General features: G+C 65.6%; 14 protein-coding genes. 6 read left to right on the top strand and 8 right to left on the bottom strand.

What is annotated here, in order from left to right; genetic code table 11:
• The first annotated feature begins 16 nt into the window (after nt 1–16).
• The 3 genes from G394_RS0104860 to G394_RS0104850 all read left to right on the top strand — a co-directional run bounded on the left by G394_RS0104860 (nt 17) and on the right by G394_RS0104850 (nt 4,233).
• Complete coding sequence (locus G394_RS0104860) at nt 17–2,830, top strand: FAD-binding and (Fe-S)-binding domain-containing protein (RefSeq protein WP_028576699.1); 2,814 nt, start codon at nt 17–19, stop codon at nt 2,828–2,830.
• A gap of 205 nt (nt 2,831–3,035) precedes the next feature.
• A complete protein-coding gene (locus G394_RS17995; protein WP_043774773.1) occupies nt 3,036–3,626 on the top strand; it encodes a peroxiredoxin family protein in 591 nt (196 codons plus the stop codon).
• Between the two features lie 4 nt (nt 3,627–3,630).
• Complete coding sequence (locus G394_RS0104850; RefSeq protein WP_028576697.1) at nt 3,631–4,233, top strand: redoxin domain-containing protein; 603 nt, start codon at nt 3,631–3,633, stop codon at nt 4,231–4,233.
• Nucleotides 4,234–4,308: 75 nt separating this feature from the next.
• Here G394_RS0104850 and G394_RS0104845 read toward each other — a convergent pair whose 3' ends face one another.
• Nucleotides 4,309–5,256: an exostosin domain-containing protein gene (locus G394_RS0104845; RefSeq protein WP_028576696.1), complete on the bottom strand. Its 948-nt coding sequence runs from the start codon at nt 5,254–5,256 to the stop codon at nt 4,309–4,311.
• Nucleotides 5,257–5,444: 188 nt separating this feature from the next.
• On the opposite strand from G394_RS0104845, the gene G394_RS0104840 reads away from it, so the two are divergent.
• Nucleotides 5,445–5,960 carry a nitroreductase family protein gene (locus tag G394_RS0104840; RefSeq protein ID WP_028576695.1) on the top strand — a complete coding sequence of 172 codons (516 nt, stop codon included), beginning with the start codon at nt 5,445–5,447 and terminating at the stop codon, nt 5,958–5,960.
• Between the two features lie 64 nt (nt 5,961–6,024).
• Here the strand turns inward: G394_RS0104840 and G394_RS0104835 are convergent, their stop codons facing one another.
• The 7 genes from G394_RS0104835 to G394_RS0104805 form a co-directional block, all read right to left on the bottom strand.
• Nucleotides 6,025–6,621 carry a TonB-dependent receptor plug domain-containing protein gene (locus G394_RS0104835; protein WP_084435367.1) on the bottom strand — a complete coding sequence of 199 codons (597 nt, stop codon included), beginning with the start codon at nt 6,619–6,621 and terminating at the stop codon, nt 6,025–6,027.
• A gap of 259 nt (nt 6,622–6,880) precedes the next feature.
• The gene (locus G394_RS0104830) at nt 6,881–7,492 is read right to left on the bottom strand and encodes an FmdE family protein (protein ID WP_028576693.1); all 612 of its coding nucleotides are present in this window, start codon (nt 7,490–7,492) and stop codon (nt 6,881–6,883) included.
• Nucleotides 7,493–7,503: 11 nt separating this feature from the next.
• Nucleotides 7,504–8,259 carry an ABC transporter ATP-binding protein gene (locus G394_RS0104825; protein WP_028576692.1) on the bottom strand — a complete coding sequence of 252 codons (756 nt, stop codon included), beginning with the start codon at nt 8,257–8,259 and terminating at the stop codon, nt 7,504–7,506.
• Nucleotides 8,256–9,323 (bottom strand): FecCD family ABC transporter permease, encoded by a 1,068-nt coding sequence (locus G394_RS0104820; RefSeq protein ID WP_028576691.1) that lies wholly within the window; start codon nt 9,321–9,323, stop codon nt 8,256–8,258. The genes G394_RS0104825 and G394_RS0104820 overlap by 4 nt, the downstream gene beginning before the upstream one ends.
• On the bottom strand, nt 9,323–10,411 hold the full coding sequence (locus G394_RS0104815) for an iron ABC transporter substrate-binding protein (protein ID WP_028576690.1): 1,089 nt from the start codon (nt 10,409–10,411) through the stop codon (nt 9,323–9,325). Before G394_RS0104815 ends, G394_RS0104820 begins: the two co-directional genes overlap by 1 nt.
• Before the next feature lie 71 nt (nt 10,412–10,482).
• Nucleotides 10,483–10,737 (bottom strand): TonB family protein, encoded by a 255-nt coding sequence (locus tag G394_RS0104810; RefSeq protein ID WP_028576689.1) that lies wholly within the window; start codon nt 10,735–10,737, stop codon nt 10,483–10,485.
• A gap of 628 nt (nt 10,738–11,365) precedes the next feature.
• Nucleotides 11,366–12,376, bottom strand: a complete 1,011-nt coding sequence (locus G394_RS0104805; RefSeq protein WP_245578258.1) for a sigma-54 interaction domain-containing protein — start codon at nt 12,374–12,376, stop codon at nt 11,366–11,368.
• A 337-nt stretch (nt 12,377–12,713) separates the two neighbouring features.
• Here G394_RS0104805 and G394_RS0104800 point away from each other — a divergent pair, with 337 nt between their 5' ends.
• Both G394_RS0104800 and G394_RS0104795 read left to right on the top strand, forming a co-directional pair.
• Nucleotides 12,714–13,700: a TSUP family transporter gene (locus G394_RS0104800; protein ID WP_028576687.1), complete on the top strand. Its 987-nt coding sequence runs from the start codon at nt 12,714–12,716 to the stop codon at nt 13,698–13,700.
• A 25-nt stretch (nt 13,701–13,725) separates the two neighbouring features.
• Nucleotides 13,726–14,145: a hypothetical protein gene (locus tag G394_RS0104795; RefSeq protein WP_028576686.1), complete on the top strand. Its 420-nt coding sequence runs from the start codon at nt 13,726–13,728 to the stop codon at nt 14,143–14,145.

The raw sequence follows: 14,145 nt of genomic DNA, 5'->3' as shown, positions 1-14,145 counted from the left end.
ATAATACGGAGGTCCCATGCTCGATTCCAAGTACCGGAAATTCCGGGACGCAGTGGCCGCTTTCGTGCCGGCCGGGCGTATCATCACCGACCCTTTGCGTCTGCTTGCCTACGGCACGGACGCGAGCTTCTACCGGCTCATCCCCAAGATCGTCATCAACGTGGAGTCCGAAGGCGAAGTGGCCCGCATCCTGCGGCTGGCCCACCGGGATGGCATCGAGGTGACCTTCCGCGCGGCCGGCACCAGCCTTTCGGGCCAGGCGGTCACGGATTCGGTGCTGTTGCGCCTGGGCGAAGGGTGGCTGGGTTGCCGCATCTACGACAACGCCCGCCGCATCGACCTGGAGCCGGGCATCATCGGCAGCCACGCCAACCGCGCCCTGCTGCCCTTCGGCAAGAAGATCGGGCCGGACCCGGCCTCCATCGACACCTGCAAAATCGGCGGCATCCTGGCCAACAACGCCAGCGGCATGTGCTGCGGCGTGGCCGAGAACAGCTACAAGACCCTGGAGGAGCTGCGCCTGGTCTTCGCCGACGGGACCATTCTGGACACTGGCGACGACGCATCGAGGCGCGCCTTCCGGGACAAGCATCCCGAGATCATCGGGGGGCTTGAGGACCTGCGCCGCCAGGTCACGGCCGCGCCTGAACTTGAAGCGCGCATCCGGCACAAGTTCAAGATCAAGAACACCACGGGCTACAGCCTGAACGCCCTGGTGGACTTCGAGGACCCCTTCGACATCCTCAAGCACCTCATCGTCGGCTCCGAAGGGACCCTGGCCTTCGTCTCCAAGGTTACCTACCGAACCGTCGTCGAGCACGCCCACAAAGCCTCGGCCCTGATGATCTTCCCCGACATCCGCACGGCCTGCGAAGCGACCATCATCCTCAAGAAACAGCCCGTGGCCGCCGTGGAACTCATGGACCGTCCGGCCCTGCGCTCGGTCCAGGACAAGGACGGCATGCCGCCCTACCTGAAGGAACTGAGCGAAACGGCCGCCGCTCTGCTGGTCGAGACGCGGGCCGAGGACAAGGCGACCCTCGACGCCCAGATCGCGACCATCAGAGCCGCCCTGGCCGGAGTGGCCATGGTCCGGGACATTGAGTTCACGCCCGTGCCCCAAGAGTTCGCCAAGCTGTGGAACATCCGCAAGGGCCTTTTCCCGGCCGTGGGCTCCGTGCGCGCCACGGGCACCACGGTCATCATCGAGGACGTGGCCTTCCCCATCGAACGCCTGGCCGACGCGACCCTGGAGCTGCAGGGCCTGCTGGAGAAATACGGGTACTCCGAGGCCATCATCTTCGGCCACGCCCTGGAGGGGAACCTGCACTTCGTCTTCACCCAGGACTTCGGCGACCCCAAGGAGGTCGAGCGCTACAGCAACCTCATGGACGACGTGACGGCCATGGTCGTGGACCGCTACGACGGGTCCCTCAAAGCCGAGCACGGCACGGGCCGCAACATGGCGCCCTTCGTGGAGATGGAGTGGGGCAAGGATGCCTACCGCCTCATGCAGGACATCAAGCGCATCTTCGACCCCAAGGGACTCCTCAATCCCGGCGTCATCCTGAACCCCGACCCCAAGGCGCATCTCAAGGATCTGAAACCCCTGCCCGCGGCCCACGAACTGGTGGACAAGTGCATCGAGTGCGGGTTCTGCGAGCCCATCTGCCCGTCCAAACACATCACCCTCACGCCGCGGCAGCGCATCACGAGCTGGCGCGAGATCCAGCGACTGCGAAACATTCCCGAAAAAAGCGCGGAGCTCGCCAAGCTGCTCAAGGCCTACGGCTACCAGGGCGACGGCACCTGCGCCACGGACGGGCTGTGCGGCACGCGCTGCCCCGTAGGCATCGACACGGGCAAGATGACCAAGGCCCTGCGGGCCGAGCACGCCACGGACGGCCAGAAGAAGGCCGCCGACTGGGTGGGCGGGCACTTCGAGGGCGTGGCCCGGACGGTCTCGGGCGTGCTGAGCACCGTGGACGGCGTCCACGCCGTGGCCGGGACGCGCTTCATGGACGCCTCGTCCGAGGCCCTGCACCGCGCCTCGCTGAGGCGCATCCCGCGCTGGAACGAGCAGATGCCCAGAGGCCTGGGACGGATCAAGACCCAGCCCATCGACGAGGCCAACCCCTTGAAGGTGGTCTACTTCCCGAGCTGCATCGCCCGCAACATGGGACCGGCACGGGGCGAGAAGATCGCGTCCCTGCCCGAGGTCACGGTGCGGCTGCTGCGCAAGGCCGGGTACGAGGTCGTCTTCCCCAAGGGCATGGGCGGGCTGTGTTGCGGTCAGGCCTTCGAGAGCAAGGGTTTCGTGGCCCAGGCTGACGCCAAGAGCGCCCATCTGGAGGAGGCCCTGCTGGAGGCCACCCGCGGCGGCGAGCTGCCGGTGCTGTGCGACACGAGCCCGTGCCTGAAGCGCATGCAGGAAGTCCTGGACCCGCGCCTCAAGCTCTACGACCCGGCCGTGTTCGTGCTCGAATTCCTGCAGGACAAGCTCACCTTCGTGCGCAAGGACAAGCGCGTGGCCCTGCACGTGACCTGCACGTCCCGCAAGATGGGACTCGAAGGGAGGCTCCTGGAACTGGCCGGAAAATGCGCCGCCAAGGTTGTCGTGCCGGAGGACGTCTTCTGCTGCGGCTTCGCCGGGGACAAGGGCTTTTCCGTGCCGGAACTCAACTCCTCGGCCCTGAAGACCCTGGCCGACAAGGTCCAGGACTGCAACGAAGGCTATTCCACCAGCCGGACCTGCGAGGTCGGCCTGGCCCTGCACGGCAAGATCCCGTACCGCTCCATCCTCTATCTCGTGGACGAGTGCACCGCATGACCGAAAACGCCCCGCAGGATCCTGCCTGCGGGGCGTTTTGCGCTTCTTTTCCTGTGTCAGAACGTGAGTATTAGGACACCGGTTGCGGGCCGTATGCCGGCCTGTTACATAGAGGCGTCCCATTCTCTGCTTACGTGCCGCAGCGGCACGCGCACAACATCTGCGTGCGGCCCTCCCTGGGTCCGTACCCTTCACGGAGTCCACCATGCGCCTCGTCATCATCCTGCTCGGCCTGCTCCTGTCCCTCCAGGCGGGAAGCGCGCTGGCCATGGAAGCGTCGGAAAGCCCCGCTTCACACCCCCTGCCTGCGGGCAGCGCCATGCCAGACCTGCAACTGCGGGGCGAACTGGCCCCCGAACACCTCAAGCACCTGGGATTGACCGGCGCGGAGCCTCACAGCCTGTCCAATATCCAGGCCAAGACCGTCATTCTCGTGGCTTTCAGCATGTACTGCCCCCACTGCCAGCGCGAGGCGCCGGTCCTCAACGAGCTGAACGCCCTGATCAAAAGCCGCGGGCTGGCCGACGACGTGAAGCTCATCGGCGTAGGCATCGGCAATTCGGATTTCGAGGTGCAGGTTTTCCGGGACAAGTACGCCGTGACCTTCCCCCTGTTTTCGGACCCCGATTTCAAGGTCAACAAGGAGATCGGCGAAGTCGGCACCCCCTTCTTCTATGTCCTCGACCTCGACGCGCAGCAGAAGAAAATCATCGTGGCCGACACCCAACTCGGCCGCCTGGACTCCGCCGCCACATTTCTGGACGATGCCCTGAAAGCAAGCAAAGCCGCGAGGTAGCCACATGTCACGACATCTGATCCCCTTCGTCCTGGCCGCGGCTCTCGTGTGCATCGCGCCGCTGTACGCCATGGCCCAGAACTCGGGCATCCCACAGAACCACCTCTTCCAGGTGGGTGAACTCAAGCCCGTGGACAGCACCCTGAAAGTCAAGATCGGGGACCCGGCCCCGGACTTCAGCCTGCCGACCATAGACGGGGGCACGGTCAGCCTTGCCCAGTTCCGCGGGAAAAAGAACGTGGTCCTGTCCTTCGTGCCCGCAGCCTGGACCCCGGTCTGCTCGGGACAGTGGCCCGGCTACAACATCGTGCAGGACCTGTTCGACCAGACGGACACGCAGCTCATCGGCGTGAGCGTGGATAACGTGCCCACGCTGCACGCCTGGGTGCAGGAAATGGGCGGCGTGTGGTTCCCGGTGGCCTCGGACTTCTTCCCCCACGGCAGGCTGGCCGACGCCCTGGGCATCCTGCGCTCGACGGGCGAGGCCGAACGGTCGTTGTTTCTGATCGATAAGCAGGGCGTTATCCGCTACATTGACGTGCACGACATCAACTCCAGGCCCGACCTGGGGCCGCTGGTCAAGGCCATGCAGGAATTGAAGCCGTAAGGAAGCCGTTCAGGACCGCCGCGCCCCGCACCCATGACGACGGCGCAGGCGGACACGCGGGATGGGTCGGGGTCGTCATGCGTCCTCCCGCACGGCAGTCGTCCGTGCCGGCCGGCTCAGGAAAGTGATGATGGCTCTGCACATGTGCCTGTGCAGAGCCTCCTCGGAAAAATGGCGATGCCATGTCGCGCACGCCTCCCGGCACATCCGCCCGAAGTCGGAGCGCCTGGCCTGCAGCCTGCTCCACAGCGCCTGACCGACGTCCCCCAGTTCGTGCCGCGGAATGAAGATGCAGAACCGGTCGTAGTCTATCGTGTCCTGAAAGGGCAATCGCCCGAAACCCTGCAGCACCACGGGTATACGGCCGAAGAACAGGGTCTCGAAGAAGCGCACGGACAGGGGGCCAATGCCCGGCAGGCAGAGAACAGCCAAGGAATCCCGCGTCACCCGCCTGAAGAGAGCCTGCCTGTCGGCCCCGCCGGCCGGGGCCGAGGCCAGAAAACTCCCGTCCCTCACCTCCCCTTCAACGAGGTCGAAACACGTGCGCAAGCGCCTGTCCCGTTCCAGCATGGACAGGACCAGCCTGCGCAGCCTGTTGGTGTTCGTCCCGACGAACGAAATGTCGTAGCGGGTTTTCTCCAGCGAAAAGGCATAGCCGCTCGCGGCCACGTGTTCGGGCAGTCTGTACCATATCTGCGTCACGCCGGGCCGTTCAAACCCGCAGGGCAGGCTGACCTTGAAAAGCAGCGCCTCCGTTCCAACGACGCTCTGGCTGTCTCCATGGTCGACCAGCACATGCCGCGACTCGAAGCGGCTGAAGTGCGGCAACCGGTGCAGGAAAGCCAGAGATTCCCCGACTCCGAGGGCGTCGACAAGCCAGCCTATGTCGTAGGGAAAGAGGATGAAGTCGGCCCGCCGCGGGTCGTCGACGCGCACCAGGCCATCGCCGGTGGATGCGTGCCACGCGTCGAGAAAGAAATCCGCCCTGCCGTGCCCGGAGCAGTTCTTAAAAAACGATCTCATGGACGCAGGCAACTCGAAATGCCGCCCATCCTCGTAAATCAGACATGCGGTCGTCATGGCCTTCGCATCCCGTCGCGAGAGGCAGGGTCGGTGCGATGCCGCGGCGGGCAGGGAACGATTGCGCGGTTCATGGATTCCCCCTATGAAATAACAGGCACGCAACGCAACGAGCAACACGGAGAAAAATCATGGAACTCCTCGACGCCATCCACACCCGACGCAGCATCCGCAAATACACCGACACGCCCGTGGACGAGACGATGATCGAAACCATCCTGCGGGCCGGAATGGCCGCGCCCTCGGCCGGCAACCAGCAGCCCTGGCACTTCGTCGTCGTCACGGGCAAGGCCCGGCTCGAAGCGATTCCCGCGTTCCACCCCTACGCCAAGATGGTCGCCCAGGCGCCGCTGGCCGTCCTCGTCTGCGGCGACCCCGACGGCAAAAAATGGCCGACCTTCTGGGTCCAGGACCTGAGCGCCGCCACCCAGAACATGCTCCTGGCTGCCCGCGGCCTGGGGCTTGGAAGCGTCTGGGTCGGCATCTACCCGGAACAGGACCGCATGGACGGCTTTCGCAGGCTCTTCGGCCTCCCCGACCACATCCTCCCCTTCTCCCTCGTCCCCATAGGCTGGCCCGCCACGCCCTTCGAAGCCCTGGACCGCTTCCGGCCGGAACTCGTACACCGGGAGACCTGGAACGGCTGACAAGACAGGGCCCCGCGATCCCTTGCGGAAAAGCGGGGCCCGGATGGCTGTCGTCCTCCCGGCCTCAGAACTCGACCCCCACGCTGAAGACAGCCGTGAAGGGCGCCCCGACATAGTAGCCAGCCCCGCCTTCCCTGGTGCTGAAGGCCGTGTCCGAGGCCCACAGCCGCCCGCTGTCCACCCGCGAGTAGGCTCGGCTGTAGGTGTTGCCGCCCACGGAGAGATTCAGGTCCAGGCCCGGATCCTCATCGGGCCAGCGCGGCCGCAGTTCCACTGCGCCGCAGCGTGCGCCCACACCCGTGCCCAGCCCGGCCGGGATGGCACCCTTGTAGATGGCAAGGCTTTCGAAATTCTCCATGTCGTAGATGTACTCGCGCGGACCCATGGGGTTGCCGCCCCAGTTCGGCACGCCCTCCAGCGTCATGGACCCCAGGAACCCGCGTACGCCGCGCACGCGCGTGTTCTTCTGCTCGGCCGTCAGGCCGTAGGGGTCGACGCTCTCCACCTGCACGCCCGGCAGGGTGCCCATGGCCTCGTACACGCTGGTCTCGGCCCTGGTCCCGGACAACTCCAGGCCGCTGCGGGTGATCTCCGTGCCCGTGTAGACCTGCTCGTTGGCCTGACGCGTCGGCGTGACCAGCCTCTCCTCCACCACCTTCATTTCTTCCAAGACGACGTCCCCTTCCCCGGCCCAGGCGGCGCCTGCCAGCGCCGCCGACGCACAGCGCCGCCGCGAATCCCCGGACACCCATGACACCCTCCTCAGTATATTTATTTATGGTATTTATTATTTAATAAATACTTTTTTAATATTCGTAACACTATTGAGCGCACCGGCCCACGCGTCGCCCGAACGGCGGGCCGTATGGCGCGCCGCGGTGCAGGGACACAAATCGACGAGTGGGCGGCGGTGCCGCGGATCAGATCTTCTGCTCGACCATCCGGAAGCACGGGATGCACAGCGTGGCCCCGGCGAAGCGCCGCGTGCGCGACTCCATGGTCTTCTCGCCGCAGTGGTCGCAGACCAGGCTCTGCAGGATCTTCGGTGGGCGGGGGGCGCCCTTTTCCATGGGCGTTATGAGGAACATCTCGTCCAAGGGCAGTTCCATGAACCGCCGCTGCAGGCCGGAACGCAGGTCGGCCATGCGCCGACGATCCTCCTCCGTGGCCGAGCCGTCGCCGCTCTTGCGCATCAGTTCGGCCAGTTCGTCGTCCATGCCGCCGCGGGCCGCCGGGTTGAGCAGCGCCCGGAAGCCCTGACCGCTCTCGCGTCGGAAGAAGGAGAAAGCCATCTTGCCGTGGTCGCGGTGGATGAGGTTGCCCTTGCCCATGGTCGCTCCCGTCAGGAACTGGATGGCGTCCACGCCGCACATATCGGTCTCGACCACGGCCACGATCTCGGAATCCCTGGGGTTGTCCAATTCGCGCAAGGCCAGCTCGGCGGCACGGATGCCGATGGCCAGACCGGGGCAGCTGTGCCCGTGAAAGGCGATGGTTGCGTCGATGCGTTCCTGGGGAAACTGACAGGACATGACTTCTCTCCTTAGGTTGTTGGAATGATGACGGGTTGGCCGTCGAGATGGTGGATGGCGACCGGCAGCCCATAGACGTCGCTGATGATGTCGGCGGTCACGCCGGCGACATGGGTCATGGCGTGGATGGTTCCGCCTTTCAGAAAAATGGCCTTGTCGGCATGGCGCAGGGCCATGTTCAGGTCGTGCATGCTCATGACCGCGGCGATGCGGTGCTCGTCCACAACGCGGCGCACGAGGGACATGATCTCTACTTGGTTCTTGAGGTCCAGGGCGCTGGTCGGCTCGTCCAGGAGCAGAAGGGACGGCTCCTGAACCAGGGCCCGGGCGATGCAGACCTTCTGCAGCTCGCCGCCGCTCAGGGTGTCGATGTGCCGCATGGTCATGGACGAAAGGCCCAGGGTATGGATGACGGCCTCGGTCCTGCGCAGGTCGTCGGGTCCGGTGCGCCAGCGGATATGCGGGGCGCGGCCCATGAGCACGGCATCGAAGACCGTCAGGCGCGAAGTCTCGCTCTTCTGGGAGACGTAGGCCACGTCCCGGGCGATCTCGGACGGGGACATGGTCAGGACGTCCCGGTCCTCCACGAGCACGGCGCCGCCCTTGGGGCGCAGGATGGCGTTCATGCACTTGAGCAACGTGGTCTTGCCCACCCCGTTGGGGCCGAGGATGGCCAGCAGTTCGCCCCGCTCCAGCCGGAAATCGATGTCTCCCAGCACGGATCGGCCGTTGTAGGAGAAATGGAGGTCGCAGACCGAGAGCATCATGACCTGCCTCCTCGGATGATGAGCCAGAGGAAGGTCGGCGCCCCGAGAAAGGCCGTCAGCACGGACACGGGCAGGAGATGCGGAGCCAGGACCAGGCGGGCCGCGGTGTCCGAGGCCAGCAGAAGCAGGGCACCGCCGACCAGGGAGGCGGGCAGGAGAAAGCGGTGGTCCGCGCCGATGAGCCGACGGAACATGTGCGGCACCACCAGGCCGACAAAGCCGATGATGCCCAGAAAGGCGATGAGCACGGCCGTGACCAGGCTGGACAGGAACATGCCGGCCATGCGCACCCGCTCCACGCGCACGCCCAGCCCCCTGGCCGTCTCGTCCCCGGCGTCCATGGCGTTGTAGCTCCAGCTTCCCGCCCAGAAATAGAGGAAGCATGGGGCCACGACCGCGGCCATGAGCCCCAGTTCGCCCCAGGTGGCCCGGGACGTGTCCCCGAATGTCCAGAAGACCATGGCCGCCAGCTGCACGTCCGTGGCGAAGTACTGCAGGAACATGGTCGCGGCCGTGAACAGGGCGCCCAGGGCCACGCCCGTCAGGACCATGGTCTCGGGACGCGCCCCGCGCAGCCGCGAGATGGCCACGATGATCCCCGATGCGGCAAGGCTGGCGACGAAGGCGGCAATCGTCGTCAGATACGGGTCGGTGATGGTCGCGGCGACTCGCCCCGAGGTCGTCAGGCCCGAATCCAGAACCATGACGGCGAACGCCGCGCCGAAAGCGGCGGCGTGGGAGATGCCCAGGGTGAAGGGCGAGCCCAGGGGGTTGCGCAGGATGGCCTGCATGACCGCCCCGGCCACGGCCAGGCCGCCGCCGGCGACCATGGCCGCCAGAGCCTGGGGCAGGCGGATGCCGCGCACGATGGCGTCAACCCGCGGGTTGTCCGAAACCCCGGCCAGGCTCGACAGGACGTCGCCCACGGACAGCCCGGCCGGCCCGACACCCAGGGACAGAACCAGGCACCCGGCCAGGGCCAGGGCGGCCAGGAGTACCACCCCCGTCTTCCAGGCCAGGTAGCGCCGGTACTCCTCGGGAACGCGGCCGTGATCGGCGTGCATCAGCGCACCGGAATCCGCGTGTAGGCCATGTTCCCGAAGGCCTCGTTCATGGCCCCGAACACGGGCCTGCCGACGATGAAGGCGTAGATCTCGTCGGCCTTGGCCGCAGGGTCGATGTCCGCGAATCGGTCGGGGTACAGGGTCTTGCCGACGAAATAGGCGTTGGCCAGGATGGACTCGTAGTTCTGGGCGTACCAGTTATACGGCAGCACGCCGAAGACCCGCCCCTCGCGCACGGCCGTCAGGGTCGCATAGGCCGGGTCGGTGCGCAGCTCGTGCAGGCCGCCCGCCTCCTCGCCTATCTGCAGGGTCGAAAGGTCCAGGAAGAGGTAGTCCGGGTCCCAGGCCACGATCTGCTCCTTGGCCACGCTCGTGGTGCTGACGTCACGGGCCGCGCCGCCCTGCTCGTGGGCCAGATTGCGGGCGCCGACAAAGGCGAAGGGCGGGTAGCCCGGTTCCGTGGACTGGAAGCCGTGGGGGCCCTTGTAGGCCACCCCGCCCAGGTAGGCCGAGGGCCTGTCCTGGATGCCGGCGGTGCGGGCCGCCAGGTCGGCGATGAGCGCGTCGAAATAGGCGATGAGCTGTTCCGCCCGTTCGTGTCTCCCGACAACCACGCCCATGAGGCGCAGGGAGGCGTAGAAGCTTTCCCGCGCGGCGCCGAGGTCGCCGGCGTCGAGGACGATTACGGGCAGTCCGGTCTTGGCCTGCAACTCCACCGGGTCGTGGCCCATGGTGGCAAAGGTCTTGAAGATGACCTGCGGCTGCGGCTCCAGGGTCAGGATAAGCTCGGGGTTGTCCTGGCCGCGGAACTGTCCGAAAATGGGCATGGTCTTGAACTGCGGGTTGGCCAGGGCGTAGGGCCTTGCGTCGAAGCGGTTGGCCTTGGCCTCGATGTCGTCCACGGCCACGGCCAGCCCCTGGGCTTGAAGATAGGTCAGCAGGCGCAGACAGCCCGAACCCGAGCAGATCACGCGCTCGACGCTGTCGGGGATGGTCTGGACGCGCCCCGTGGCGTCGGTCACGGTCCGGGCCCCGGCCGGTCCGGTGATCAGGAGGAAAAGAGCAAGGAAGAACGCGATTCTCGGCATGGTCCGCTCGCAAAGGTTGAGATGTAAATCCGGACCGCCCGCCAGGGCGGCATGAGACTGATGCGCGTACTTCAGCCCCCCTTGAGGGAGAAGCGAATGGGCAGCATGGCCGCGCACTCCACGGCTCGCCCGCCGCGCACGGCCGGGGCGTACGCGGAAGCCCTGGCCGCCTCCAGGGCCGCCTCCTCGAAGCCGTGCCCACCGCCCTCGACCACCGCCGCGTCCTTGAGCTCCCCGCAGGCGCCGATGACCAGGCGCAGGACGACCCGCCCTTCCCGCCCCTTACGTCTGGCGGCCTCGGGGTACTGCGGCAGGACCCGACGCACGAAGCGGGGACCGTCGGAGTCGCCGAAGGCGGCATTGACCAGAGCCGTGCCGATCCCCCACCGATCGTGGAATGGCCCGGCTCTGATGCGCCCCCGCCGAAATCCTGTCCCAGTCCGCCCGCGGTCGCCAGGACCGTGGAATTCAGGGCAGCTCCCTGGTGAGGGCCCGGTTCGGCCGCACTCAGCGAAGGCTGCACCGTCTCGGCGGCCTGCGCGTGGGAAGAGGCGAGGGTTACGACAGCACGGACCCCAACCTCGCCGACGCCCGGACTGCCTCCTCGACCCGGATAGGGCCGGAACCCTGCGTCCCCGTCAGTGGGAGAGACAGGTCGAGACAGCAGGGATCGGTCGTATCGATAATGGTGCTCATGCTCGCGGCTGAAGAAAGTCATGTTTTCTGGCAGGTTCGAAATATCCCAAAGCAATCGTGTGATCAATATAAAAATCATGCTATTTTTAAGTTACTATTTTGATATTCATATTAATTCAGTCTTCTTTTCGGGAAATAGGATGGGACTGCGGCAGGAACTGCGAAACGAGGTGCGGCAAAAAATTGCCGCACCTCGTTTCGCGGTCACGGGTGCACAGTGATGCCGAATGCGGGGAAAAACGAAAAACGCCGCGCCTGTCAGGCCAGCTTCAGTTCGTATTCGGCCAGCTTGTAGCGCAGGGTGCGCGGGCTGACGGCCAGGATTTCGGCCAATCGCGCCTTGCTGCCGCCGGCCTCGGACCAGGCGCGGACGATGGCGGAGACCTCGGCCTGGCGCACGGCCGCCTCCAGGGTCATGACGCCCTGGCCGCACTCGACGGCGGGCAGGCCCGTCGCGATGCGCATCTCCAGGGGCAGGTGGCCCGGCTCGATGACGTTTTCGGCCGTCAGGAGCACCAGGCGCTCCATGAGGTTCCTGAGCTCGCGGACGTTGCCGGGCCAGGAATACTTGCACAGGGTCGCCAGGGTGGCGGGGGCGAGGCGGACGTCGGGCTTGTGGTAGCGGTGGCGGTACATGGCCAGGAAGTACTCGGCCAGGGGCGGGATGTCGTCGGCCCGTTCGCGCAGGGGAGGCAGGGTCACGGGGATGACGTTCAGGCGGTAGTAAAGGTCGGCCCGGAACTCGCCGACCGCGACCATCTTGTGCAGCAGGCGGTTGGTGGCGGCCACGATGCGCGCGTCGAAGGGCAGCGTCCTCTCTCCGCCCAGGCGGCGGAAGGTCTTCTCTTCCAGCACGCGCAGAAAGTCGACCTGGTTGGTGGGAGGAATCTCGCCCACCTCGTCCAGGAACAGCGTCCCGTCGGCGGCCATCTCGAAGCTGCCCTTGCGCTGCCGCTGGGCGCCGGTGAAGGCCCCGGCCTCGTGGCCGAAGAACTTGTCGGCGAACAGCTCCCCCTTGAGCACGCCGCAGTTGACGGGAATGAACGGCTTGGCCCGGCGCCCCGAGAGCTGATGCACGAGGCGGGCGAAGAGTTCCTTGCCCGTGCCGGACTCGCCGTAGACCAGGATGGTGGCGTCGGAACCGGCCACCTGCATGGCCAGACGATAGAGGTCGCGCATGGCCCGCGACTGGATCACGAACTTGCCAAGCCCCTCCTCGGTCCCCAGTTCGAGGATCTCCGCTTCAAGCTCCCCGGCACCACGCGGCAATTTTCTGCCGAGCGACTCCGATTGCGCACGCAGACCAACTTCAGAACCAACACCTTGATTTTTCGACATCAATACTTCCTTTCTCCATGACGCTGCGCTTCAGAAAGCGGCCACCGGAAGAGTTCTCTGTCGCACCGCCTTTTTGAGAAAAAAGGCACAAACTTGCCGATCCGGCAATTTCTTGCCGATTACTCCTTGGCCGACACCCCGTCAATGCGCAAATACCGCCAGTTCTCGACTGGCATGTTCCTTGCGAAGACAGCAACCCGAATGCGCTTCGCATCGTGCTATGGCAACAATTCAGGCAAGGAACCGTGTAAACTGGAGAGAGACAGGAATGAAACTGAACAAAACGTGGATGCGAATTCTGGGAGGGGTCGGACTGGCCGCGCTCCTGTTGGCAACTTTGGCCTGGGCCGACAACAACACCGACATCGCCAATGAAGCGGCCAAACAGATGGCCGAAGCGACGGGCTCCCCGTCTTCCATGCCGTGGTGGGCATGGCCGACGATCCTGCTTTTCTTCTGCTTCGTGCTCGGCATTATCGCCGTGCTGGCCGGCGTCGGCGGCGGCGTGCTCTTCGTGCCCCTGGTCAGCGGATTTTTCCCCTTCCACCTCGACTTCGTGCGCGGCGCGGGCCTGCTCGTCGCCCTGGCCGGAGCCCTGGCCGCCGGACCGGGCCTCCTGAAGCGCAACCTGGCGAGCCTGCGCCTGGCCCTGCCCGTGGCGCTGATCGCCTCCAGCTGCGCCATCGTCGGCGCCTTCCTGGGCCTGGCCCTGCCGGGCAACGTGGTCCAGATCTGCCTGGGCGGCACCATCATGGGCATCGCCATCCTGCTGCTGACCTCCAAGAACACGGCCCGTCCCGTGGTCACCAAGCAGGACGCCCTGGGCCTGGCCCTGGGCATCAACGGCGCCTACATGGAAGCCAACGGCGAGATCGTCGAGTGGAAGACCCACCGCACCCTGCCGGGCCTGCTGCTCTTCATCATCATCGGCATCATGGCCGGCATGTTCGGCCTGGGCGCCGGCTGGGCCAACGTCCCGGTCCTGAACCTGCTCATGGGCGCGCCGCTCAAGGTCGCCGTCGGCACCAGCAAGTTCCTGCTGTCCATCACCGACACATCCGCCGCCTGGGTCTACCTGAACCAGGGCTGCGTCATCCCCCTCATGGCCATCCCCTCCATCATCGGCCTGATGATGGGCTCCTTCGTGGGCGTGCGCCTGCTGGCCAAGGCCAAGCCGGCCTTCATCCGCTACATGGTCATCGGCGTCCTGCTCTTCGCGGGCGGCAAGGCACTGGCCAAGGGCCTCGGCTTCTAACTTTCAGATCGCAAGGAGAACAACCATGAACAGACCCGATACCAACGCCCCGGCCGAACAGATCGCCTACGCCAACCTCCTCTTCTACGGATGCTGGAGCGGCTTGGCCCTCATGATCGTGACGTACTTCCTGTATGTCACCGGCATCATGGATCCCTACGTTTCCATGGAACTGGTGACCAAGTTTTGGTCCCAACCCGTTGGAGAATACCTGACCCAGAACAACGTGCCCACCGGCTGGGGCTGGGCTACCCTCCTGAACAAGGGAGACTTCCTGAACTTCATCGGCATCGCGCTCCTGGGCGGCCTGACCATCATATGCTACATCCCGATCATCTTTGCGTACCTGAAGAAAAAGGACATGGCCTTCGCCATCATCTCCCTGCTCGAAGTCCTCGTGCTCTGCTTTGCCGCATCCGGCATCGTCGGGGGCGGCGCGCACTAG

This window comes from Desulfomicrobium escambiense DSM 10707 (assembly GCF_000428825.1).
In the GTDB taxonomy this organism is placed as follows: Bacteria; Desulfobacterota; Desulfovibrionia; order Desulfovibrionales; family Desulfomicrobiaceae; genus Desulfomicrobium; species Desulfomicrobium escambiense.
Note: the sequence above shows the minus strand (reverse complement) of the source record. Positions and strands in the feature narration are given on the sequence as shown.